The organism is Paenibacillus sp. WG02, assembly GCF_055396115.1.
Genome location: NZ_AP036016.1, coordinates 334,099 through 359,940, shown reverse-complemented (window position 1 = coordinate 359,940; position 25,842 = coordinate 334,099). Strand labels below are relative to the sequence as shown.

14 protein-coding genes and 1 pseudogene are annotated in these 25,842 nt (G+C 42.9%); 3 read left to right on the top strand and 12 right to left on the bottom strand.

The window, feature by feature from the left end:
- Positions 1-100 precede the first annotated feature (100 nt).
- Positions 101-919 carry a hypothetical protein gene (locus ACBP55_RS01645; protein ID WP_464649257.1) on the bottom strand — a complete coding sequence of 273 codons (819 nt, stop codon included), beginning with the start codon at positions 917-919 and terminating at the stop codon, positions 101-103.
- 170 nt (positions 920-1,089) lie between these two features.
- Here ACBP55_RS01645 and ACBP55_RS01640 point away from each other — a divergent pair, with 170 nt between their 5' ends.
- A complete protein-coding gene (locus ACBP55_RS01640) occupies positions 1,090-1,455 on the top strand; it encodes a hypothetical protein (RefSeq protein WP_464649255.1) in 366 nt (121 codons plus the stop codon).
- Between the two features lie 18 nt (positions 1,456-1,473).
- A pseudogene (locus ACBP55_RS01635) lies at positions 1,474-1,602 on the top strand (IS630 family transposase); the annotation flags it as partial.
- A 280-nt stretch (positions 1,603-1,882) separates the two neighbouring features.
- Here the strand turns inward: ACBP55_RS01635 and dpdD are convergent.
- The 11 genes from dpdD to ACBP55_RS01580 all read right to left on the bottom strand — a co-directional run bounded on the left by dpdD (position 1,883) and on the right by ACBP55_RS01580 (position 25,154).
- Positions 1,883-4,120, bottom strand: a complete 2,238-nt coding sequence (gene dpdD / locus ACBP55_RS01630) for a protein DpdD (protein WP_464649253.1) — start codon at positions 4,118-4,120, stop codon at positions 1,883-1,885.
- On the bottom strand, positions 4,117-4,623 hold the full coding sequence (gene dpdK / locus ACBP55_RS01625) for a phospholipase D-like domain-containing protein DpdK (RefSeq protein ID WP_464649251.1): 507 nt from the start codon (positions 4,621-4,623) through the stop codon (positions 4,117-4,119). The genes dpdD and dpdK overlap by 4 nt, the downstream gene beginning before the upstream one ends.
- Complete coding sequence (dpdJ, locus tag ACBP55_RS01620) at positions 4,616-9,082, bottom strand: protein DpdJ (protein ID WP_464649249.1); 4,467 nt, start codon at positions 9,080-9,082, stop codon at positions 4,616-4,618. The genes dpdK and dpdJ overlap by 8 nt, the downstream gene beginning before the upstream one ends.
- 10 nt (positions 9,083-9,092) lie before the next feature.
- Entirely contained in the window at positions 9,093-9,746 is a 654-nt protein-coding gene (locus ACBP55_RS01615) for a hypothetical protein (protein ID WP_464649247.1), read from the bottom strand.
- Entirely contained in the window at positions 9,733-12,987 is a 3,255-nt protein-coding gene (locus ACBP55_RS01610; protein WP_464649245.1) for a hypothetical protein, read from the bottom strand. Before ACBP55_RS01610 ends, ACBP55_RS01615 begins: the two co-directional genes overlap by 14 nt.
- Entirely contained in the window at positions 12,987-13,808 is an 822-nt protein-coding gene (locus ACBP55_RS01605; protein ID WP_464649243.1) for a hypothetical protein, read from the bottom strand. Before ACBP55_RS01605 ends, ACBP55_RS01610 begins: the two co-directional genes overlap by 1 nt.
- A gap of 20 nt (positions 13,809-13,828) precedes the next feature.
- Positions 13,829-16,429 carry a protein DpdF gene (gene dpdF / locus ACBP55_RS01600; protein ID WP_464649241.1) on the bottom strand — a complete coding sequence of 867 codons (2,601 nt, stop codon included), beginning with the start codon at positions 16,427-16,429 and terminating at the stop codon, positions 13,829-13,831.
- Positions 16,413-19,721 (bottom strand): SNF2-related protein, encoded by a 3,309-nt coding sequence (locus tag ACBP55_RS01595; protein WP_464649239.1) that lies wholly within the window; start codon positions 19,719-19,721, stop codon positions 16,413-16,415. The genes dpdF and ACBP55_RS01595 overlap by 17 nt, the downstream gene beginning before the upstream one ends.
- 615 nt (positions 19,722-20,336) lie before the next feature.
- Positions 20,337-23,516, bottom strand: a complete 3,180-nt coding sequence (locus ACBP55_RS01590; protein ID WP_464649237.1) for a hypothetical protein — start codon at positions 23,514-23,516, stop codon at positions 20,337-20,339.
- Positions 23,513-24,250: a hypothetical protein gene (locus ACBP55_RS01585; protein ID WP_464649236.1), complete on the bottom strand. Its 738-nt coding sequence runs from the start codon at positions 24,248-24,250 to the stop codon at positions 23,513-23,515. Before ACBP55_RS01585 ends, ACBP55_RS01590 begins: the two co-directional genes overlap by 4 nt.
- Complete coding sequence (locus ACBP55_RS01580; RefSeq protein ID WP_464649235.1) at positions 24,216-25,154, bottom strand: queuine tRNA-ribosyltransferase; 939 nt, start codon at positions 25,152-25,154, stop codon at positions 24,216-24,218. The genes ACBP55_RS01585 and ACBP55_RS01580 overlap by 35 nt, the downstream gene beginning before the upstream one ends.
- 392 nt (positions 25,155-25,546) lie before the next feature.
- Here ACBP55_RS01580 and ACBP55_RS01575 point away from each other — a divergent pair, with 392 nt between their 5' ends.
- Positions 25,547-25,840 carry a hypothetical protein gene (locus tag ACBP55_RS01575; RefSeq protein WP_464649233.1) on the top strand — a complete coding sequence of 98 codons (294 nt, stop codon included), beginning with the start codon at positions 25,547-25,549 and terminating at the stop codon, positions 25,838-25,840.
- Positions 25,841-25,842: the final 2 nt, after the last annotated feature.

Below are 25,842 nucleotides of genomic sequence, written 5' to 3'. Positions count from 1 at the left end.
GGATTTAAGGAATAATGCGCCTATCTTCAATCCCCTTAATATTTCGAATATCGACTTCTTGTGGAGTGCTTGTTCATAACGTACATGAGCATTTGTTTTTTTATTCCTTTAATACTGCTTCTAGTATTTTCATTTTATTAATCTCGCTATTGTAATACATTTCATCGAACTCACTATGTTGCTTACTAAGCCAGTCTATAGTACGGTCATCAAGGTAATTCTGAATGTTTCTAATCATTTTTCCAAATGCGCCATAACATGCATCTTCTATAGATGGCTTCAGTTTTTCAAGCGTGTCGCGTCTCATTTCTTGCATTGTCTTTGTAGTTTCGTCAAGTTTGACTTTTTTTAGTGCTGATTCAATAGCCTTTATTTTTTTCTGTAAGTCCTGACCATCTAGAACCTTAGCACTATACATGAACCAATCCATAGGGATACTGTAAAAAGCTTGGTCTTCTAATAGCTTCGACCACCAAAGAGTCATCGAAAATACTTGAGGATCATCATCATAATTTTCAACTATATTAATTACCGCTTTCTCAGACAACCCAGTTTTTTCACAGATCTGACGAATGTCGAAATCATGACTTCTGACTTTCGTAATACCATACAAGTAGTCGATTGAACACTCAAATAGCTGGCTATACGCATACAAATACCTGCTATGTACGTTATACGCGTTCTCTTCATTCAGATGCATCTGAACAAATTTGATAATAGCCTTTATGTCATTTTCTTCGCTTTTTACAACCTTGCCATGCTTATTCTTTCTTTCACTCGGCTTTACTAATTCATAGCATCTCTCATATAAGGCCTGCGCTATTTCAGCCGGAGTCTCTTTATCATTCTCCCTGGCAAGTCCCATAAGTCTTTGCCCAAATTCCGGAAATTCTGCAAGTTTCAAATTCTTTAACGCCATATTAGCACTCTCCTTTTTAAAAGGATTATTTTATCTTTTTATTGTCTTAAATCCTAGTAAATAGATATATTTCGCGACTAATTTATCCTTTTCTATGTAATATCACAGTGTTATGATGAATACAAGACAAAAATAGAACCAACCAAACCAACCAAGAAAGGGTACTTAAAATGAATAATACTGTAATACAAATTACAAACTTAATAACAAGAAACGCAAAGACAGGTGCTGATATGACACGTGCACTCAAAGAGTTCGGCGGCGGTGATATGCAAAGAGGCCTTACAAGAATCGCTGAGTTTTTCCTTGCAGAATCGGCTCACTCACTCAAGATTGGAAGAATTCAGGGTGCTATTGGTGGAGCTGCTGGTATTGGGGTAATATACCTGGTCTACAAGTGTATCGAAGGTGCTGTTAAAAATTCAAAACACAATGAAGAAGGCAAGGCTATCCTCAACTGCTTAGAGAAAAACTTCCCTGAAAAGAAAGCCGATGATACTAAAGAATCGACGACTAAAGTAACTGAAGTTAGTTGACAAGCATAAATTCTCCACGGCGAAATTAATCATATTTTGTTTGAAGATGAGAGCATGATCCGTGATTATCAAGCTATTCAGAAGACTTGGTTTGCCAACGGGAAGCAACGGATCATTAAAACCACTGGCAAGCATCGTAGTATCAAACACGCAGAGACATTTTTTGGGTCAGCCCCTTCCTACAACGAGTAACGAGTCGGAGGGGTTTTTTCTGTTTTCAGGCAAAAGTGCCCGCTATACAAGTTTAGCTTGGTTCCCAACCGCTACTTTCCACGTAAAAAAAGGAAGAGCCCTGAACGTAAAGGGGTCTTCCTTCATTTAAATATCGTAATTTGTGTGATTTATTATTTGGTTCACCGTAACAAACCCAACACTCTTCTTTTATTATTCCAATTACACTACAATTCATGAGATGTACTACAAAGAATTACGAATCATATTTTTTCTTTACATATTCCTCTATTGCCGCCAGAATGCCCGACGTGCCTGAGCTACGAGGGTAAACTACATTCTCTCTTAGAAACGATTGAATACCGTAAAAAATAGCATGACTCAAGCAAGTCGTCACGATGACCACAATATCCGCTGATTTGACATGGGCCTTTGCTTCCGCTGTAAGTGCATCGTCGGTACAAAGTACGTATTTACATTGCGAGTTTCGGGCTAACAATTTTTCTACGGCGCGCTTTGCGGTATGCTCGCGAAGGGTAAAAATCGCTATTTTCATTGGCGGAAGACCAGTAAACACATCGGTCTCTACTTCGCCTTGCTGCTCCAAGTGTTGTCGCAACCAATGTAATAGATTATCATCGGCCCCCATGAGCTTTCCTAGTTCACACCAGTTCTCTAGCTCAAACGGTTCCATGGTTAAGAGTGATTCCCCTAGTGTGCCGCTCCAATCATTCCAAAGATTAACTAACTGCTGCTGCGAGATCCCGTAATCAAAATATAGCTCCAGCGCTGTTTGCAAATATGGTAACGCCATTTTACTTGGAGAAATATCAAACCAAGTTTGCATACGTTGAAACTGCGTTGAGGCTAACGTGAAGTCTAAATGTAAGAGTCCTTCTGACAATTTCTGAAAATAGACCATTGTGGCTTTATTCTTCTTCGATTGGGCCATCATGAGTTCTGAACAATAATCATATAAACTCAGCGCCTGGTCCTGCGGGAAGTGCTCGGGATCAGTTAACTCCGCCATAAACATGGATAAGCCTGTTTCTAGTAAACTTCTCGAGTTGCCAGTTAAAGACATCATGGCAAGTTCCGCAAACTGTTCTGCCATTTGAGAGAGCACATTATCTGTCCAAACCATGCCACCGCGCGTCGTGTCAATCGTTCGTAATTGCTGCTGCAATTGATCCGTCTTTTCAGAGTATTCAATGAATTGGGAAAACCATCCATGCCACGTTACTTCATGAATCGTGTCCGTGTTTTGTGGTTGTGCACTGACGATGGGTTGAGGACTCATTCGTGCCTGAACCAATAGAAGGTCCGCGCGACACTCTGGATCTTGCAACAGGAGTTGTCGTTCTCCCGCCGATAGACTTTCTAAGGCCGTCTTGGCCTCTTGATACACTAGGTCAGCATCAGTCATTGTCGCGATTTTGCATAAATACTTCACTTTGAAGGGTGACAATAAACTGGCTTTTACATCGTGATAAGCGTCATCATACCGCTGAGAAAAAAACGCCTGTTGCACTTTTTCTTCGATGGTGATCGTGACGTGCTGTGACGGAGAAAGTCGGTCCATTAAAAAGTGTATGAGCGAGATCGTAGTCTCGTCGGTAACCAACGTCAGCAATCGTTCCAAACCTTCGTGATCCGATTCTACAAACGCATTATAGGCTTTGAGTCGGCAAACGGGCTCTTCATTACTGGCAATGAATTTTTGGAGCAAGTTCCCCAGCCGGTATCTTGTTTGGGTAAATGCTTTCAATGAAATCAGGTATTGGTGATCCGCATCCGATCGTGCTAGCGTTGAATAGGCTGCCTTTAACAGAAAATGTTGAATGCGGGAAGGCACATAATCCAGATGGCTTATGATTTCAAAGTCCTTCGAGTACCAGACCTTCTCCCATTCATGCTGAGCCCCTAACCATTGAATTTTCAGAAAAAGGTAATTTTCCTCACTGACATAATGGCCTTGGCGAATGATCTCTAACGTGCTTTGTGCAGCATCCCACTGCTCCGTCGCCACTTGTTCTTGGAACATATTGCGAAGAGTGAATGCACTATATTCGGTGTCCATGGGAGATAATATGGGCCGTTTTTCATCCAACTCTAACCACAAGTTGAGCATGTCCCAAATCGACTGGTTTCGGTCAGAAGTCGACCGAAAGATGTAGTAACCACTTGGGTAACTGGAAACCCCGGTTTCGTGTAAAGCTGATTTACCCGTAACAAACATGCGATGATCAGCATGCCCTACTTTGCAGTAGTTACCGATAAAATGCTGAATTTCTTTCGCATGATCCCGACCTGTTTTCTTATCCGCTTGAAGGACTAACCAAAATACCTGATCGCCCGACTGAATGGGAAGTACAGCCGTCTGTTCGCTAAGCAGTCTCGACATCATCTTGTGATAGGCAACATGAGGCTGTGCTGGGCGGTAACTCTCCACATAAGCTTTGATAAATTGCTCTTTTGACGACACGATGCTCATATAATCTCCGCCTCCTCCCAGCGTCCGCGAGCAGCGATTAAATTTTGATGAACCTCAGATGGATGGAAGGTCGTTCGCACGCTCTCCAAATTTACGTAGACACCACGATATGTGAAATTCATCGAACCATGCAAATAGATTCGTTCGGTAAATAAGCCTTTTTCGTGATTGTCCTGTAGTTTTCGCATTTCGATTTGATCTCGCAGTTCAGCGATGATTCCTTGGGATTCTGGACGATCGGGATCACATATCACACGGACAGAAGAACCTTTCCAAGCCAGCGTTAGTAAGATGTCCGACAAGTAAATCCACCGGTTGCGAACCATCGGAAACAAATCCGAATAGGTCTCTAGTTGATTATCAATCATCGGAACATTGCTGAGGTACGGCGATATGAGGTAGACCTCCTCGCTGGGGTGCATCAGTTCCGTGACGAAGACTGAAATCAGGAGATCCTGTAGCGTATAATTACCGGTTTGAGAACGGATGGTTCGGCTATACATGGGACACCTCACGAATTCGAAGATCATAATGCCATTCCTGCCCATGGTTATGGACCGCCTCAATGTATGGGAAGAAGACTTCAAACGACGTTTCTACCGGTGAATGCACGATCGCTAACATATCCTGTTGCAGGTGCATTCGCTCTTCATAGGCACCGATCAATCTTACCCGTCTGCCTTTTTGCAGGGCTTCTTTGGTCAATTCTTTCCAACTCGCTTCACCATATCGAACCACGACGTGAGTTGGCCGAAGCATTTGCTCAACCAAGATCCTCGATGGCTTTATAAACTTCTGAAACGGTGAATAGATCTCTAAACATTCGGGACACGAGTCGTGACAATCAGCTAATAGTAAGGACTCTATTAACAGATATCGCTGCTTTTGCTGCTGGTCTTCACCCGCTTCGATACGATCTAGCAATTGATCGACTTGAAGCGCGATATAATCATACTTCAAGCAGGCAACCGCGAATTCACTGACACTAATTCGGCAACCAATTCGATGGCTTTCTTGGTGCCAAAGATCATGGAGTTCCTTCGTCAGTGCATCGAGTTGCGCAGAAGATTGGCCACGTAAATACTTGCTCGCCAAACTAATAATAAATTCTCGCTTCGGAGGTATCCCCACGCGGTCCAATTCCGTTTGTAAGCGAGTGAGAAGGTTCTGCTGATCTTCAACGCGGCGAGCCTGTCGAATCTCTTCTAGTAAAGACTGGAACTTTGATTCCTGTAATAAAGGTAATACGGCTTTCAAGGAAGAAGATACTTTGTGCCTTGAGCAACTACGCAAGCTTTGAATAACGTATTCTTCAAATCGACCTGCCGAGTGGTGGATTACACTTGCGACTTTGCTTATAATCCCTAACCCACCCGATTCGCCTTCCGATAAGTAAATGAAGTTATCTTGGATATCAATGATTAAGTCCTCGATATTTACATCCGGTAACATCTGACCTAAAGCGCGATAGACTGCAGCACCAATGGTAGTCGTCGCTGTTTGTTTCACCCAATCCGGAAAGTCTGCGTGATTCCGGATATCGTCACCTATGCTTGTTAGATTTAAAAGGAAACTTTTCATTAGATTGGTATCACGAATGAGCGAAAACAGATTACGAAATACTTTACTTTCGTCTGCTGGGTCCTGATCCTGATCTCCTGTCGCTACAATCGTCGAATGAAAAATGACTTCAAGGGTCCTCGTCGCGATGGCCGCGGCATGCTGCTTAAATTCTTCGATGGCTCCTTTTAAGTCATTTTGTCGACTTACCGCTGTTGCAATGACGGAAGAAAGGATAATTTGAGTGAGCCATTCGATTTCAAATGAGTTCAGTTGTGACACGATATTTGGGTCATGCTTGACCAAATGTGCGTAGAATGTCGGTTTCGACTCTTGAACGACCTGGTCCCAACGAGTGTTTTTGTAAAGTGATTCAAGATCGTAGGCTTGAACTTCAATAACCAGTGCATCGACGAATCGCTGGAACCCTAGAGCTGCAGGTTTGTCTTGAGCGGTAAACTCAAATGTTCTGCTCTCTGTACCCCGGTCCGACTTCTTAAACTTCAGCTCTGAAAGTACTCGAGGGGAAAAGCGAGTGAAAGCCACGTAATTATTTTCCTCACTCATGTACCAAGAAATCTGTTTTATCAACGGAGCCAGTGCAGAGTTCGGATGGAGAATCATCTCAAGATCGGTCGTCTCTGCAACCGTTTCGATGAACGTCCTCCAGTCATGGAAGCCTGTAGAGCGATCGGATACCTCGGATGGAATTTGAGTTAACTTTACTGCATACGGCTCATAAATAGGCAATAACCCGCTATCCGTAGGAACCTCAGTAATCCGTTTCGATTTGATATCCTCTCCGTTAACATCGATAACCCCTGTGTCACTGGATATCCAATGGGCTTCACTGATTCTCTCCGCGTTGACGAATCGTTTAGACACATTGCCTGGTGCAAATTCGATCATCCCAGGTACAATCGCCATGGGCTCCATTTTCTCATTCGGTAATTTCAAGGTAAGTTCGGAAACATCCAGTGCTGTAAATAGCGTGCGGGGTACATAACCGCGAAGCGGATATTCCTTCTGGTCTTCCCGGGCCAAAGAATACTGAGTTTGTAATTGCACAAATAAAGTTGGTAAGAGTTCAAGCCAGAATGAACGCGGAGGAGCCCAGAGTAACCGCGTCATATCCGCCTCAGATAACTGGAGTGAATCTTTAACATACTCCCTCCATTCGGCATCTTGCCCGTCAATGAGATTTCGGAGTTCCTTTAGGACGTAGTAATTCTCGTCAGGATATCGCTGTGATCCTGATTCCGTAAATAAGTCACGTACATCCACGCGGCTACCAAAATGAAATAATTTATGGGTGATATACTCCATAAATGCAAATGCCATCTGGATTCGTTGTACATACGTGTTACGAAGTGGTAACGATAGATCATTAAGATTCGGGCTAAACAACTGCTCTGGATAGTCATAGACATACCGGTCTCTCCCATACGCCGATGTGACGACAATGGTCCATGGTCGCATGCCTCGGGTACGTCCCGCACGTCCCTTTCTCTGTAAAAAGGAGGCGAGGTTACGGGGAGCCTTATGTTGGATGACAGCCCCCACCCTTGGATCGTTATACCCTACTTCGAGCGTACTCGTTGCAATCACGAGCTTAGCGGATTCATTCACTCCCTTATGCTGGGAAGACGTAATGTCCAAGGTGAGCGGTTGCCTCAAACTGTTTGCATCGATTAATTTCGGTATGTGCCAGATTTGCCCCAAAGCAACCTGAGCTTGTAACGTTGCTCTGTATTCATCTGAAAGCAGTTCGTGGTCTCGATACTTGCTCAGCGTCTTATATCTCTCTGCATCCACTTCAATATGATACCAACGGTTAATGACATCGAGTTTATCCGTAAATCCAAATAACTTCGATCCCACGGCGCCGCGGGAAACATCTTCAAATAGAGGATCTAATATACGTCCCACGAGCATGGCCGTTTGTACGGAAGTCGATAGTATCGACGTTGCCGAGAACGGATCCCCTCTCACGATGAGGTTGTACTCCATTCCTTCGGAGAACATCTCCTCCTCTTCTGGGGTCACATATGTAACGAGTTCCTGTTTCAGACCGGTGAGTTGCGAGAAAAACGCCTTCGGATTAGAAAGTGTCGCCGATAACCCAACGAAATGGGTGCCACGTTTTCGTCCCATCTGCTTACGCCAGCGACGTAGTAAATACGCCACGTGCGCCCCACTAACCCCCTCATAGATGTGCACTTCATCCATTAACACAAAGAGGGGAGGGGCGATGGCCTGAACACCGAATAAGTGGCGTTCATCGACACTCGTCAATTTCCGATTCAACATTTCAGTGGATGTAAACAATACATCCGGTGGTGTTCGGAGCATTCGTTCACGGGTGAGGACGATTTGATTGGAACTTAGGTGATAGCCGCAGTCCGAATCTTCACACGTAAGGCGCTCCTTTTCTCCACTCCCATGCTTGATTTCCCAATTGATGTCACTCTCTGCCCACAACATGGAAGAGCCGCATTCCGGACAAGTCAGTGACGGGCAGATGTATCCTGACCCTTGCTTCTTCCACTTTCGAAATTGACTTTTGATAACCTCTTGAGCATTTCGTGGAGTATCCCCGTAATAGCATCCAATCGTGACACTTCTCGTACCCGCCGCCTCAAAATAGGTCTTCAGTTCAATGATCTCACTAATCGCTTCACGGAACTGGTCCTTCAAGAGCTCTACGCGCGGGTAAATACCGATGACTTTTGCCCAATGCCTGGAATCCTGCTGGATTAGCGCAGCAAGATGACTGAATGCTGGTAAGTAAAATGCTTTCGTTTTGCCTGAGCCCGTACCTGCACCAATAATGGTGGCCTGATCTGTTGGACGCTGCGTCCACTCAAGAAGTTGGCGCAGAGAACGTACTTGAAAGGATGCCAGTTGAAAAAGGCCGTCACGAAGTAATGTACTCAATGCCTTCAACTGGTTTGGATGTATCTCAATTGCTTGCAGATCGAGGAGAATATCGTTGAGTGTTTGATCACGTTTCGGATATTTTCGATAGGCGAGCATCGGCTTCACATGGCTAACCAGATTTCGACCGGATTGCCAGTCCTTTTCACTAAACCGTTGTTTCAGCAAGAAAAGCAACCGAATTGCTTCTGCATATCGCGTTCGGTATCGACCGTCTTGCGTGCGAAACATCAATTTTCGTTCAACTAAATTGTCAATAATTGTTGGGATTGCTCCATGACCGATGGCTTGCTGCTCGATTAACGTCTCAAGCACTTTCGTCGGTGGATGGTCAAGGAGAGGAGCGATGACCGCCTCCGCGGTGATCGCTCCTCCTACAAACCCCCACTCCAACAACTGATTCTCTTTACGTTCCAATTGCGATAATATTTCCTCGCATAATATATCAAAGGATGGGCGTGCCACTTCTATCACCTCACTTGAACGTGATGTAAATATCCGACGTTAAATTTTGAGCTTCGAACCACTGAATGACTTCATCGTTCATATCTTTCAATGTAGCCTGACCAGTTGCCATCTTTTCCAAAAAAATCTGTACTTTGTTATTAGCCCCAAGAGAAGCAATCAGATCTTTGGCATCCGAGATGGACTTCTGATGATGGGTCAGACTCTTTTCCGTTACCGGCCACGTTTTCTCAATCGTATCGAACGTCTGAACCAATTGCTCTAAAACCGGGTCATTCTTTCGGACTCGCTGAAATACAAGGAGTGCCTTCTTGCTATCCATGTGCTGTTTCTTCGCAATGTCGGGCCACTGATTCTTGGCGTCAGACATAAAAGGCTCTAACGATCGTTGGATTTGTCCGAATTTCTCCTTGGGCTGATGCTCAATGTCATTGATCAATTCAGTAAGTAAGCGTATGGTTTGCCGAACATTCGGTAATTTCCATTGCATCGGATACGTGTCTTCCACCAAACGTACAGCGGTTACCGCTTTGATCGTGGCAGGAAGTTTGTCTTTCACCAGTTCAGATAAGTCTTTACTGCGTCTAAATCGCTCTTGAACCGATTGCGCGGCTTTCGTTTGCGCCATCAATTCTTTTGTTTGCTGGATTTTATTTCGTAGCATGGTGCACCCCCGCCTTCATAAGATCCAGTTCATTGTGTAAACTTTGCAGTGCTTTCTTGGTTTCTTCATTGACAGCATCCGTTTGGCCGGATTGATTGCCGAGATTCGTCAGGCGCTGTTGATACGTATGGTGTAAACGGTCAATCATATTGTGGAACTGCGCTAATGCTTCTTGATACGGCTGCAGCGGTAGGATGGGATCCTTCGATAAACTCATAAATTGGCCTGCTATACCTTGCAATTGCCCGATCGATGACAATACCGACAGATAAGCCACAACCTCATTGGGGTTACATGCATCGGATAGCATCCATTTAAATGGGGTAGGATCAATTTCCCGTTGTTCTTGTAACCACAGCACCAATTGTCTCATGTCTTCAAAAAGCAACTCTACCTCTTTGATATCTTCCCCGAGCAGACTTGTGACATGGGTCGCAAACTCATCCGTTTTCGTATATTCCGCTCGAATCGCTTCAGGTAATTGCTTTCTCGTATCATGAAGCAAGTTGATAGAACGATACCACGATAATTCCGACTTCTGTTTCGGTTTATTGGGAAGTACTACCTGCTCGAACGACCACGTCTCAGAAAGCAGTTTCTTAAGCACGGGTAAAATGCGGGCAGCATGTAGATAAAATGCTTCTGACTGTGCGCCCCTTCGAATATCTCCTTGTACCAAATTGAAATATCGAAGGTAATGTTCACTCAAATCTTTGGCATCCCCCGATACGATCCTTTGAAGTGCTTGCCATTTGTCGTTCCTTGTAGTGTTCACTTTCCCCTGTAAATCTAACTTGGCCATCTGCAAGTACACTTCTTCAACGGAAGTGCCGCAGCCTGTGAAGGCTTCGCTCAACGTTGTAACCACGACTTGCCCTGCCACCGTGATCTCATCGAATACACTTACTTCGGCACCCGTGCTGAAGGGATCACGGACAAATTGAATAATCCTTTGTTGTTCCTGATGTATCCAGTTATATAATACGAGAACATAGTCTTCCGCCCCAGAAAACTGCCATGATTTATTCCCCATCTCTCGCCATGCCGCAAGAGCGAGAAGGGCATATCGAAACGCTTCCTCTCGATGGAACACAAGCCTGTGCTCCGCACTAAGTGTCACACTACCGGTCTGACCTTCAATCTCAATGCGACGCGATGTCAAATAGTCCTTCACCATGATGGCCGGAATGCCAGCATCTTCCCACCGTATCGCGGAATCCAAGATGCTGAGAAGATCGTTAAGCAAGGTGGAAAAAGAAGCAAGACTCTCCCCATTCATCCACTTTTCGATATCGCGTTCAATCGCTCGAAAGCGTGTTTCCCTCGGATCATTGGGTACCGAAATACTAGGTCCGGGTACACGATCAGATGGAATTGGAACGGGTTCAGGTTCCTTGCTAGTTTTTTTGCCCTCCGCCGTGTCACCACCGCTTGGTGGTTCAGCAATGGGCTTCAAAATAGCATTCCCACCTACGGATGAACCGGGATTTGTGCCTACACCAATGGTTGTGGTTCCTCCCCTACCCATTGGTTCGGGAATATCGTTGCCCGATAATACGGATAAACCGAACGAGCGAAATACCTCTTCTTGAAGGCCACCTACCCATCGCTTACCATCTTGGGTATACGAGTCCAGCGTGCGATTCCCCCACACCCGGAATAACATCATATACCGGCCAACTTGGTTAGTTGGTGCTTGCCGTCTTAAGACGGCATCATCTTGCGGGTCAACCCAAGACACGTTAAGATTTGCCATAGTGTAATCTGGTGGGAACATTTCCGGGCCTTGTGTTAGCATGAGATGAACGAATTTCAACACGACATCTTGCAAGAAACGACGTGGTGTTTTGAGTTCTTTTTTGTTATGAAAATTTTGTATGGCCGTTACATTAAACGGGAATAACGTCATTGAATGACTGCCTACTGACAGTTTGGCCCACTTATGCTCACGGAATGCATCCGCTATTGGCAGTTCTTCTTGACGAGCACCCGACGTGAGCCAGTCATTCACTTTTTCTGGTTCAATATAAATGGCGTTCAAATACCGTGCTGTCATTTCTACCATGTCAGACACGTCACCGAAAGCGTCATCGACATGTAAGAGTGCTGTGACACGTTCTTTGAAGTTGTCGTTAATGGCATTATCATAGTACCAATTGGTCACACCGACGATCGAAATCAATCGGCATAGCGACTCATCATATTCCGTTCCTTCGTGCGTATACGCAAGTACATCGATGAGCGCTTTATCGATGCCGGTAAACGAGGTTATATCTTCTATCAATAAGGTTAAACTTTTGCCTTGTCTCCTTAATTCCTGGCGTAACAGTTTGAACGTTTCGGTTAGATCAGTTCCGCGAAACTGCGTACACTCCTGGATGACCTTATCGAGAAACAAATTCAAATACGTTGCGATGTCTTCACGCTTTTTCAGAATTTGTTGTTGTTCCACAGCGTTGGTGGAATCCGCGATCGATTCGATAAAGCGCAGTGCACGACGTCCTGTATCCGAGCGCTTGATCATCTCCAACTGGTCCATGGTAATGACAAAGTCACTGGCCTCAAACCAGGGATTGACATCCGTCATCACTTCATTTCTAGCTTCGGATGCAAGCTTCTTTTGAATTCTCTCGATAGGACCGCCTTCTGCGAGGAGAAATCGCTGAGTATCTTGTTCTACTAAAAAAGCATATAACTGACTTCGATCTCGCGAACTGACGTTAGACGAGGTATTGTCTTTATCTTCTTCAACGGCGATTGCAAAATGATGAATAATCCGTTGTTTCAGCCCATCTTTACTTAAATGTTCATTGGCTTGCACCAACTTGCGCAGTTTCTCGGTCATTTCACTTTGCTGGAACACCTTCGCATTAATGATTTGCTCCAAAGCCCCTCGAAGTGTGCTTTGTGCACGGGAAATGAACAGAATCGTTTCTTTTTCTAAATCCACAAGGGAATCATATTGAAGTCGTTCCTTTACCCAACGAATGAGGTGAGATTTCCCTGAACCGTTATCCCCTTTGACCATGATAAAGTGATGACGGTCTTTCTGAGTGAACACCGATTGAAAAAAGTGCTCTTCATCGATGAATCCGACCTCTTCTTTGGTCTTATTCCTTGGAACCAAGTGTAATTTTTCAAAAGGCTTGTGCGTCGCTAAGAAATACGCTTCACTTACATCTTTGGCCTCTACTTTAATGACTTGATGCAATCGTTCGGCAATCGCAGGATACTTCATCATTATCGCCCTCCGCGAATCGTAAACTCGGTTACTGCTGAAGAAACTTCATGCAGTTTGCTCGGCGTTAAATACCAGACATCAGAGGCATCTTTTACCGTGTTGAGACGGATGACTCCTTGCTGATGAAGCGTCCTCAGTCCCACAGACAATGCGTAGGACAAGCGTTGGTCTTGACGACTTGCGTATACTTGTTCGTGATAGGCCCCCCCATCCAATTCCGGAACCGAACGATTCAGCCACTGCATGAACTGACGGAAAGGCATCGACTTCTCTCTTTCCAGTGCCTCATCAAAAAATAGAGCTTCTTCTATGCGTAAAGCGGGATTGACTAGGAAATGCGAGTTATGTGAAAAACCGTATCCTAAATATCCGGCCCAATCCATCCACGCTGTAATATTGAATTTGTTATATTCCCTGTTAGTGGTCGACTTCCTGGAAACCTCGTCAAAAAACATAAGTTCCATTTGATCTGCTTTTGAGACCATGAGTTCCTGTCCCTTTCCGAGTGCCCACGCCGTAAACCGGTGGAATACGAGATCTGGTTGTTGATGCGCGTTTTGAATAATCGTTCTACGAAACAGTCGCGGGTCCTGCGCTGCTCCCGGTGGCAGGGCAGAATACAATTTTTTGTCTTGTTCGATCACTAGTTTGCCGCTTGTAGAAAACGTCAGGATTTGCTTTGTCGTTTCTCTTTTTGTGGAAAATGGTTGTAACAATTGGGCGACTTCCTCACGCGTATAGGCTGCGTATTCGACCAATTGACACAAAGCACGCACCCGCTCAGGCGTTTGATTATTTTTCAATGAATTATCAAATGGCATCCACAGATCCCCCGCTTACTTTAAAATAACGAAATGGTTTGTTGTTGTTGATGACCATCCAAGAAGGTATCTAACGACAGCGATAAATGATCAAGCGAGTCCCGTATAGCTCTTCCTTCGTGAGCAATCATCATTTGAGGATCGACCACATGAATGAGCTTATTTTCCGGCGATTTGGAAGCGATCTGGTTAGCCCACACATAGTAAGCATTTGCCCTGCTCGCGTCAAATGGATACAGTACAGCAATCGGTCCTCTGACCTGCTTGGTATACTGTTGTTGCAGTTCATCGTGCTGCAGGAGCATGTAAAACTTGTTGATTCGTTCATTGGGTGCTTGCTTCACGATCGTTGCAACGACATCCCTGTCCAGGGGGGGCAACACGATCGTACGGACATTCGTACGTATTAGAGCCTCCAGGAGTTTAGTGAGCACGGAAACATCTTGTAATTTTTGCATCTTCGTATCCATGATCAGATGCCTAAATCCACCGATGAAATAGGGCGACAGAATCGTCCCCATTTTTTCAACCTCCATCGGTTGGGAAGAACGGAATGGAAACTCGATATGCGAAACATTAAATCGCAAGTCTTTTTGATTCTCCTGACAATACGGACATCCCCCGCAGACAGCTTCACTATACGGATACGTCTCTACGAGATATTCGGATAGACAACTCTCTTTGGGATGAAAGACATAGTACTTCATCGTCTGGATTTCTTTTGTAATTCGTTCCCTCTCTCTGTCGCGATCAGGGTTCACATACGACAACATTGTAGTGGCATCATTCAGGATCCCATGCACCAGAATGCGCACTTTGATATAGGGGACATAGGGAGAGTCTTCTGGAGCCCGTTCAAATTCGAGCAATTCTAGTAACCCACTACGAACCATAAGCAATACGCTAGCTACGTTCCAGTTGGCATTTTGTTTCCCGGAGATCGTATGTTTCAAATGGTCGGGTTGAACGGTCATATCGAGCCACAATTCATCGGCTTGATCACCCCGCTCTGCTATTTCGTATAGCGCAGACCAGCGTGCCACTAGGAGTTCCGTGGTCAAAATCTGTCCGTCAATGAGACTATGAACGACATCCACGTCATCATTCACAGCACTCAATATACTCAAAGAAGCAAACCCGTCGCGTCCGCCGCGGCCTACTTCTTGATAATAGCGATTTAAACTCTCGGGAATACCACAGTGGATGATCGTCCGAATATCCGGTTTATCAACGCCCATCCCAAATGCACTCGTCGCTACCATGATATCGATTCGATCTTCATTCCACTCCTTAAGCAAAAATCGACGTTCTTTATCATCGGTGTCTCCAGTGAACATTCCTACACTGGAGTAGCCCGCAGCCTTAAGGAGTTCAACCCACTCCTTTGCATGATCCTTCTTGTTCACATATAAGATGAGCGGTCGTGGTAGGAACCCAATTCCACTTCTGATTTTTCCATTACGGACTTGTTCGTTTTCGGAATGATCGACGAGATAGGCTGGCTCATATCTCAAAGCGTCACAGCGGATCTCGGTATAAGCACCTTCCTCAGAAAACAGCTCTTTCAGCACCTTCGATGTCCATGGAGTTAAGGTGGCAGACATTAATAACGTTTTTAGTTTCCCATTGCTTCTCGCCAGCAATTGCTTTTGATAGGCGGAGAGCAATTGAAATCCCGTTCGAAAATGATTTCCCCAGTCGATGATAATATGCGCTTCATCAATGACGAAGCGGTTCACATGACCACGTCCTGCCGATTCCAAAATCACTTGCCCTAACGGACCAATTACCAAAGACTCCGGAGACGTAAACAAGATGGGAACCGTTCCCTCCTTGATACCTTCAAAAATGATGTCCTTTTCTGCTTGTGGCATTTCCGAACGGTATGCTTGTGGCCGATATTTTTCCTCTACCTTCAAGGAGAAATATTTGCTCGCTGCATTCTTCTGATCGATCGCCAGGCCCGTTGTGGGGACGATGACAATTGTCGTTCCTGCCGAAGCTATAATGCCTCCCTTAAGCGTCCCCCCTTGAGTGTCAAAAAAGGCTGGAAAGAGCCCGACTAGACTCTTCCCTCCACCGGTCGGAAGACAGATGGTCAGCGTATCCCCGGGTTGCATGCTCATAGCAGCATGAACGAGTTGTTTCTGTGCATGAGACTGGTAATGCGTAAATCCCGTCATTTTATGAAGGATCCCGTCCCCTACTGCCGGAACCCGTTGCTTCCGTACTTTAAGTTCATAGGCCTCTGTGACGGCTCGTGTATCACCAATCCAGAGAGGGTACCCCTCCTCAACGTCGATCTCCCCATCGGCTTGGATAACGAGCCCAAACCTCTCGAGCACCCTGGACAAACCGCTAGCGAGTTCAGAGCGAATCACTACTTTCCGACCATACATGAGAATAAACTGTCGTAGATGAGAAGCGATATCTACTGCAACATCTTGCCCCTGTTCTTGCTTTAAGAGCGCGTAAAAGAGCCGGATTAAACACGAAGAACGAGAACGAAATTCTACACCCGCCTGAGGATCTTTTCGCATCTCCTCCATTTTGTTGAGCCCCTCTTTAGGTGCCATCAAGCCTTGCAAAACAGCTTCAGCTAGTTCATAACTCCGTTTCAATCCGTTTCACCAACCTCACGTAGGCTACCGATTCCAAGCGGATTTCCGGTTCCGCCAGTCCTTCGAGTAAAGCTCGATAAATCTCCGATAATCGTTCAATGGCTGCTTTTGAATACTTCTCTTGCCTGTAATATAAATTGGCTGCCTTCATCGCATTAATTTTTCGAGTAAAGTCCTCTTTTGCTCTTTCCCAATCCACCCGCTTAGAGACAAATTCTTCAAATTTAGCTTTACTTTGCGTATAAGTACGCTGAACAATGGATGACCAGATGTCGGGAGGATAGGACTCCATGAACGAACCAACCCGATTGGATTCGCGCTCTCCCAAATGAATAGCCTTCGTCACACCGCTTTGCACAAGTCTAATGACATCACCAGAGAACACCTCATGACTTGTCTCGAAGGCTTCAGCGGTAATAAAGTGTTCTAACGGCGTGTATCCTTGGGCGTGCACCAAATGTTCGAGTGGTTCATTTCGTTCCATCAACGCGGTCGGATCTAACGAAACCGACCATGTGTATACAACGCCTTCCCAATCAAATTCGGCACCTCGAACTTCGAAAGCCGTCGATCGTCCCCAATCGGTCTCTTGAGCATTATCTACAATGGAATCAAATAGGCTGTTACCAGGTGCGTAGAAAGCTAACTTTTCCCTGGCTACCGCTATTTCCCGCATGAAAGTACCACGCACTTCCCCTACACGTCCAGCGCGTCTTAACATCTCACTGTTATCGGGCTGCAAGAAAAGGGTGCGAACCATCGATTTGATGACTGTGCTATCTTTATTAAAAGAAACGACTTTCCCACGATCAAGCGACTTCCCATGAAGTCCGGTCATTTTTGCCCATTGCAACATCGTTTCTGCCAATCGCAGACCCCCGTCAGCATCGAACTTTCGAATCAAACTCATAAGTTGCTCTTGCACATGGCGATCCAGTTGTCGGGCCATATCGAAATAACGCTCTTCCTGTACACGTTCCCTCATTTTATCTAAAGCATCCTGCATCGAAGGCATCACATCTTGTAAGCCAAACCGTAAGTTGCGTGTAAGGGCCTTGGTCATTTCATCTTGTATGTCTTGAATGGCGATCTCGATACCGCTCAGTGATTCACGGAAGATTTGAAGCCCCTCTTTCCAGATTTGGAGCAGTTGTTCTTCGATCGTTCCTTCGGAGTACACGACAACCGAAAGTACATCTCCTTTGCGGCCGATGCGGTCAAGACGCCCAATTCGTTGTTCGAGATGCGATGGATTCCACGGAAGGTCCAAATGGAGAATACGATCGGCCATCTGAAAATTCCGCCCCTCACCACCGAGCGGATCGCACAACATAAAGCGGCAACCCTCATTATTTTGGAAATCATCCACAGCCTCTTGCAATTCTTTATCTGATTTCCCAGCATAAAAGCCTTTGACGCCATCCTTCCCAAACTTCTCGGCAAGCACTTTTTCTAGCGGAAGCAGCGTCTCTTTCCAGGAAGAAAATACGACGACTTTTTCTTTATCGGTATTGGATAACAGGTGATCGATAGCCTTCATTAATCGCCCTTGAATTAAATCCGGATCATCGAAGCATTCATCCACCCGTTTAAGTTCTTGTTCAGTCGCTTTCATCCACCGCTCCACATAGGAACTCAGTACGTTTACATATTCTTGTTCGCTTGACTGATGCGGGATGTCCATGATAATTTCGGTGACATCTTCCGCGGCAGCACCGTGATCGCCTTTCAAAATGGCCTTACGTAAACGAACTAGTGACGCGAGTGCCCATGGTGAACTAAACATGGACGATAAAAATAAGCGTTTGAATTTTCCGACCTTCTCATCCGTAACGGAACTCTCGATGTACTCGAGGTAATCAATAAGCGCGTCGTAGGTATCACTTTCATAGTACTGAACGTCGGATCCTGCCATTAGGTAGGTTTCCTCATGAAGAGTACGCTTTCCCAATGAGGATTCGATCTGCTTTCGCCGATGACGTAAAATTTTCCGTTCGATTTGATAATGTTCACCGAGGTAAGCAAGGGCTAACTTTACCTGGGACAATCCTTCGTCCTCACTTTTGATGTCAATTGCTTCTACCAGGTTGTGAAAGTTTTGATCGCGTAGAACGTCCGCAATATCCATCAAATCTTCTTGGAAACCTTCTGCGAGTTCATCTTCGTAATAATCCGGCAAATCTTGCATCATGCGGTGAACTTTCCGCCTCAAAAATGCTTGTTTTTCTAACAAGTCGCCGAACTGCTCTTCGCCCATCTTCCCGTACTTTTGTGGATCCAGTAGTCGAACTAGCCGCAAAAACTCGGTTTGACGTGATTGAATAGGCGTTGCGCTGAGCAGTAATAAATGGGGCACTTTTTGACTAAAGGCATAGATCATATCATATTCGGTATCCAGTGTAAGCAACCGGTGGGTTTCATCCACGACACAAAGATCCCATGACTTGCGCAGCAACATCTGACCTGCACGTGTATTTATTTTTTCTAAGGGAAATAGGAGTAAATCTTTATCGAGATGATCTCTTTCACCATCATACGCAGTGAAATCCGTCCAGAACTTGTAAGACATTTCATTTCGCCATTGGTATAGTAACGATTCAGGTACAATAAGCAGGATCCGGATATGCCCTAACCGTTTCTGCAGTCCCCTCATAATGACGGCCGCTTCAATCGTTTTTCCCAGACCTACTTCATCGGCTAGCATGAAACGACACGGATCTTCGGAAATCGCGCGAACGATAGTATCCACCTGATGCTCCATCAGAAACACACGCGATCCAATTAAAGTTTCAAAGCCAAATGTAGCGTTGCGTAACGTATGTAGCGAATCCACGACAATTTGGCGATGCAAGTACCATCTGGGGTTATGAAATTCATAGTTTTCGAAGGAATCCAGCACATCGATATCCCCACGCGTAATTGGGACAAGCAATTCCGACTCTGGCAAGCAACCAATGGCAGAAACTTCTTCCATCTGAACAAAATAATGATGAAACCCGAATAAATCCACGTGGGAGAATGAAAGAATCTTGCCCTTTTGACACGATTTTGCATGGATAAATGGGCTCTGGGCTAATATTTTACTCCGGGTTACTTTTGGGATTGGGTACTTCTCTTTGGTCGGAATCCGATATACTTCATGCATGGTTTCTGCATCACGTGGTAGGAAGAAGGCAACCTCCACTTCCTGAATAGATGTATCTACTCGAACAATTCTACCAATCGCAAAACGGCGTGGTTTATCTGGATGTTCGAATTCGATTGAACAACGTACATACATGCCTGCTTTCATAGTAAAACCACCCTTTATTTACAGGAAGTAATAATTTTTAAAATTATGAATCACTAATTTATAATGAACCTTTAAACCAAATAATAGACCATATAATCCTCTGAGCATTTTCCAGGAATGGTGCATCTATACGACTTTGGTATCAATTCGACAAAACCTATTGGTTTCCCTCCCAACTTAGTTATGGGAACCCCCCAAAATGTTGGGGATGAAGAGCAATAAGCAAGATTCCCCCCCTCTTGATTAAACATAGGTTTTCTGACAGTCTATAGTGTTGTGATACTTTCGTTATTTTAAGTTTCTTTAATCCGGAGAGACCTCTAGCATTGCCCCTATTATGGATATAGTGCAGTAATTTCTCACCCTTGATTTTCGGGTTTATCTCCGCGGCCAATGGTTCTAATCTATCCTCAACCTATTTCCTAGCATATAAAAAAGCCCTACATACACTGTAGAGACAATTAAAGAATTTACTGTTTTTTCTTAGAAGGTAAGATCAAAATCAAAGAAGACATCTACCCCATTTATTTGAGGCGAGACGTCTTCTATTTAGGTCTTATTCGGGATTTACCTGTCAATAGAATGGACATAAAGAACTTTAACGCAAATTAAAATCTATACTTTGTTTTCTTTATTAAATACCAACTGCAATCTGACTGACTCAAATAATGTAGGGAATCGTTCAGCCAACTCTTCCACTAACTTTCTCCATTGAGATGGAGGTAAACTACTGTATCCCCTTTCCAACAAATTAATTAGTTGTCTCTTTACAGCAGGTCGAACCTGGGCATCATTATTTATACATTCAACTGCTTCTTCCAAACTCATAGCATTGTACGTCTCATAATCTTTGTTGATTTTATCCAATAGTGATCTGGTATCATTATCTCTTTTCGACTGTTCAATCCACTGCGCGTTGACTTTATAAAAGTCGGTAGTTTCCCATGTTGTAATACATTCCTTCAAGCCAGTATTTGGTTCTATTCCATATTGTAATTGCTCAACATATCCATATATCTGGCTCCATAACAACTTAATCTTCCTTATCTCCGGAGTGTGAACATCTACTTCCAAGAAACGCTTCACTACATTTCTGGGAGTGTTAGAGAGCGTATGTTGTAATTGTTCCATAGATTGCGTTACTGAAACCCACTTATGAATCTCCTGCTTTAAATTCACCCATCCAGGATCAAACTCGACTATCTTTGCGGGCAGTTGTGCACTCGTTATATCTTTGCAAAGAACCGTCACCTTCTTTTCTAATGCTTTAAATCGTTCAAACTCCTCTATTACCTGCTGTCTATTTAAACACAATTCTTCAAATTCAATCTTAAAACCATTCTTATCGATCAACTTATACCACTCATCAAGATAGCCTATTGCAATTAAGAGGTTTTGATAACTCACCTTGCTAGCTAAACTTTTGAGAATATCCTTACATCTTTGACTTTCGATACAGGACTTTGTATCAAGATAAATCAAATAGCCCATCTTTCTATCAACTTCCTGGTCGAATGCTTCAATAATTTGTCTCCTATAGTAGCGGAAATCCTCCTGTAATTTACTGAAAAATACGTATAGGGAAAGATTATTGGACTGATACTGCTCAAGAACTCGAGGGATCTTAAGATTCATAAACCATGACTCGAAATTAAAATGAGCATCCTTAGAGTACTGAATAGCGTTGTAATCCACCATATTGTCCCTCAATAAATACCAGTCTTGAAACATCTCCTCTGTGAGATCTAACATGTTTTTCGTAAATGGCGAGTTTATAGAAGATGCCCAGTTTGTTTCTCCTACCTGATGCCACTGTTTTACCCACGATTTTAATTCCAATGCTAGCTTAGGTAATGTTATACCTAACTCTAATTCTAAAAGTTTTCTCCACTCCCCATGCAACTCATCAGCTTGGTATACCCATTGTGCAACATTTAACTCATTGGATATTTGAAGAAACTTCCTTCCCTTATCGGCCGGTTTGAACGACTGAAAATTACTTATCTGTAATGCAGAGTAACTTCGACTAACACCTATATTTAGCTGATTGTCCTGCTCTTCAGAAAACACAATCGGGTAGCGGGAACGATTTTCAATTTCTTTTCTTTGTATGACAGCACTCGCGCGAGGAGTAAACCTTCTTGACATGAGAGTTGCTTTGACAACATCATTCACTAAGCAAGTTATGCCTAAGCGCACTGGTTCAAGCAGTTGCTTATTTATTACCTTACCTTCAACCCAATCTCTTATTGTCAGTTTTTGATCGTCATTGTGCAATACATCTTGATTATTTATTGTAATATCTTCTGTAATTAACCTTGTTTCTAAAGGATGAAGTTTCACAATAGTTTCTACATCATCGTACCCAAAATGTTTTAATAAGAGGGGAGATAGAGTTACTTCCGAAACCTCTTCTTCGCAGTACCATTCTGCCAGAGATTTAATTAAAGTGTCCTGGTGATCGGCAAAAACTTCTCTAGATACAAGGGGATGTATGCGATCTAGATATCGTTTATTTCCCTTCTGGAGAAAATGAACAAGCTCTTTAGCATTTAATATCATATAGCGCAATTTACTTTTTCCAATAGTGATTCCATCAAACATTCTTTTAATCAACGGTTTGTTTAATGGAAGTAGCGAGATCTCCTCATCTGCATTATTCTCTCCAACTGGTATATACTGTTTACAATTATTAAAGTGACCGCAACTTCGAGAACATTGAAATCCGCGTGAACTCTTTAGCTCTTTCATATAATTCGACATGTATGGGATTACCTGTAACCGATCTAGATTGTAAAAGGCTTTACCCGTTTCATCCGATAGCCAAAATTTCCTTACTCGATCGTCAAACGTATCTAAATTTTGAATTCTTTCTGTTAATTCTGATCCTCTCGCGTTATCCTGTAGCGCACCTGGGGTTAAACCAATAACAACGTCCCAGTTCCCTTCCTCTAACGTTATTAGATGGTCGAGAATCTCTGTAGCATATATATTAACCGATTGTACCAAATCATCAATCAGTAGCAGTGGTCGTATGTTTTGTTCCTTCAATATTTTTGATAGTTGCTTGAAAAGAGCACTAATCTCCCAACCCTCAAACAGAAATTGATCTAATTTATGTACCAATGTTTGTTCTAGCAATGAATACTCAACTGGGATTGAGACTGTAGTATTAGAGATTATTTCCTGAAATTGCTCAACTGAAATTATTTCAAGTGGCCTCTTTATGTTTCCTTTTTCGATTTGCTTTGTAAATGCAGTAATGTTTTTTTCAATTATCGGGCGTATCAAAAGTGCAGCAGGTACGATTTCCTCATCCGACTGTAAGCACTCGGCTAGCGTTGTCCAGACCATCTGATTAATAAGCGTTATGGGTTTCTTTAGTAAAAGGTCCCACCTAGTCTCATCAATTTTAACATTTAAAGTCACTCCTATGGATTCGTAGCACTTTTTAATTAATATTTGGGGATTCAATTCACTACGTGAAATTCTAATGACAGGACGGTCTACACCACTTGTCTCCCACTTATCTTTTAACCAGCAAAGGAGTTCTGATTTACCAGCACCAGTAGATCCAAAAATAAAATACACGCGATTACCTGACGAATCAACCTCTTTTAATTCGTACAATAACTCTTGCTCAGTTACTTCTGCAGTTAGATGGCTTTTATAATAGCGATGCATGATTTGTGGGAAGTGCGTCTTTCTAAAATATTCTGGGGAGTATTGAAACCTTTCATCAGCAGTCCCTACTAGCAATTTTAAAGCCTCTCTATCGATGCAAGGTATCATCATTGTGCTCCCTCAAATTTTGTAGTTATCCAATTCCAGTTATACTCTGGACCATATGATTTAAATGGTAGGTCCTGTTTATTTTTTATCTCGATAACCTTTTTCTCGTTAAGTGCGTTTAATCCATACAGCAAACCTCTAAAAACATTCCCTTCCGTTGTAATACAAGGTATTATCGGATTTATAAATTTCTCACAGTATTGATGCAATGGTCCCTCCCAGAATCCAACCTCACGAATAATTTCAATTAATAATTCAAACCGCGGCAATGCGTAAAACCCCGAATATACTCTTCTACCTAAACCATAGCACTCCATAATCCTCTTCCATGCATTTACTTTTTCATGTCCTACCATTGCTTTTCCATTTAGGCTATTAACTTGATAATGCAAATTACTTACAAATAACTTATCAGGCTTTACAAAGAATGTTTCATATAATGATGCAAACACATAATTTAGTGAATCAGGATTACCTTTTCTTGAAATCTCATTCAGTCTTCTAAACATATCCGATGTACTCCACTCAGAAGTCGTGACATAGTTCATCTCTTGTCTCTGTTCTATTAGACTTAATTCTTTAAGAAACACAACTACACTATCCACTAACGATTTAATATCACCATTATTCTGATATTGATATTTCTCTTTTAATTCTATTGCTGTCAATCCAGGTTCCTTAATTAAACACTCAAACATTGATCTAATTTCCGGTCCGTAACACATTTGAAAGAGCATTATTATTCCTCCCTCTATTCGCTTTCATTAATTCTAATGTTCTGACAAGATGATAATAATTATGAATGGATCTTAGTTTCATATAATCGCGCGGAGATGGAATTAAAATTTTACTTTCCTGATTCACACATACTGGACAATCGCATGGGAGCGGGTCGCTAATTCGGTTGGGCGCAGTAGGTTTCGCTCTAGAATCAGAGATATAATAAGTCCTAAATGGGTTACTGTAGAATACTTGGTAGAAGGCAGCAGCCATAGTAGGCCTAGACGAATCGATTGATTTTATTCCCATATCAAGCATAGCGGACATTTGAGGTACTCCTGTTACACCAAAAACATGGAGACTATTCGCACCAACTATATCAATTGCATACTGGATAAGTTCGATTTGTTGATTATGACCTTTAGCCAATAAAGAACCTATACCAAAATTTTTATAACCCATTTTGATTAACTCCAGAGCAGAATACCTGATACTCGCTCTATCATATCCCTGAATAACTCCCATACAACTGACTGGTCTATTTATTTCACTTTTACGTATTAGTTGTAAATATTCATATGCATTAAATAGGGTTCTTTCCATTGCTTCATAACGATTGGATAAGGTAATCTTATTTATCATCGGTTCGTCAAAATGAACTAAGGTAATATCACAATTATCGTTGCAATCCTCTACAAATGATTTCTGAATATCAATAATCTCTTTTACTGATGGGCGGTATCTCTGCTTTACGTAAAACACAGAACCACAATCAATAATCAATGTTTTAGGCTTTGAATTAAACCGCTTTAGTGCACCACGATTATCGGGTATTGCACTTATTAACATTGGAGTCTCAGGAAAATAATTACTGAATATCGCATCGCTATGAGACCAACTTATAAAAAATTTCAAACACACACCTCCATCTTCGTTTATTACGTGATCTTACGTGATAAATTGATGATAACATATATTTTTAATATCAGACCACTCCAAATTAAAAAAAGAAGAAGCCTTAAAAAAGACTTTCTCCTCAGTTTAGCCAAGTGTTTGTATATAAATAAGTTTTTATTTAAATTCAGATACGGTTACCGTTGAATTTTTATTTATTAAGTAAATTACCTTTACATTTCTAGGAATATTTCCGCTCCCACCTATGGTATACTGTGTGAACAGACTGCTTGTGTTTAATTAAAAAAAACCTACAGTATTATTTAAATTAAGTTAAGTTAACTTAACTTAATTTAACTTAGCAGACAATCATACGACCATTACAATTAAATTGCCAACTCATTAAAAGGGATGATTATATGGAAAACACTCAATGGACGGACTTAGAAAACAGTGCATGTATCTCGAAATTATACTTAATTAGAAAAGATAAGCGTAATAATCCTGAGATTAAAAAACTACATTCAGCATATACAAAGTACTCATCCATACTTATTGAAGAACATGAAGAATTATTCATTAACCGGACAGTAGAAGGCTTAGTAGCGCAACTTTGCTATTTAGATAGTTTAACAAATGGATTATTAGATAAGTTTCCGGAGAAAGACACTAAGTACAATGGGATATATATTGACTTTGAAAATGGGAAGTAACA

Excerpts from the sequence above, each read along its gene's own strand:
- ACBP55_RS01645 (WP_464649257.1), bottom strand. The coding sequence starts at position 919 with ATGGCGTTAAAGAATTTGAAACTTGCAGAATTTCCGGAATTTGGGCAA.
- ACBP55_RS01595 (WP_464649239.1), bottom strand. The coding sequence starts at position 19,721 with ATGAAAGCAGGCATGTATGTACGTTGTTCAATCGAATTCGAACATCCA.
- ACBP55_RS01615 (WP_464649247.1), bottom strand. The coding sequence starts at position 9,746 with ATGCTACGAAATAAAATCCAGCAAACAAAAGAATTGATGGCGCAAACG.
- dpdK (WP_464649251.1), bottom strand. The coding sequence starts at position 4,623 with ATGTATAGCCGAACCATCCGTTCTCAAACCGGTAATTATACGCTACAG.
- ACBP55_RS01575 (WP_464649233.1), top strand. The coding sequence starts at position 25,547 with ATGGAAAACACTCAATGGACGGACTTAGAAAACAGTGCATGTATCTCG.
- ACBP55_RS01590 (WP_464649237.1), bottom strand. The coding sequence starts at position 23,516 with ATGATGATACCTTGCATCGATAGAGAGGCTTTAAAATTGCTAGTAGGG.
- ACBP55_RS01640 (WP_464649255.1), top strand. The coding sequence starts at position 1,090 with ATGAATAATACTGTAATACAAATTACAAACTTAATAACAAGAAACGCA.
- dpdD (WP_464649253.1), bottom strand. The coding sequence starts at position 4,120 with ATGAGCATCGTGTCGTCAAAAGAGCAATTTATCAAAGCTTATGTGGAG.
- ACBP55_RS01605 (WP_464649243.1), bottom strand. The coding sequence starts at position 13,808 with ATGCCATTTGATAATTCATTGAAAAATAATCAAACGCCTGAGCGGGTG.
- ACBP55_RS01585 (WP_464649236.1), bottom strand. The coding sequence starts at position 24,250 with ATGCTCTTTCAAATGTGTTACGGACCGGAAATTAGATCAATGTTTGAG.
- ACBP55_RS01610 (WP_464649245.1), bottom strand. The coding sequence starts at position 12,987 with ATGATGAAGTATCCTGCGATTGCCGAACGATTGCATCAAGTCATTAAA.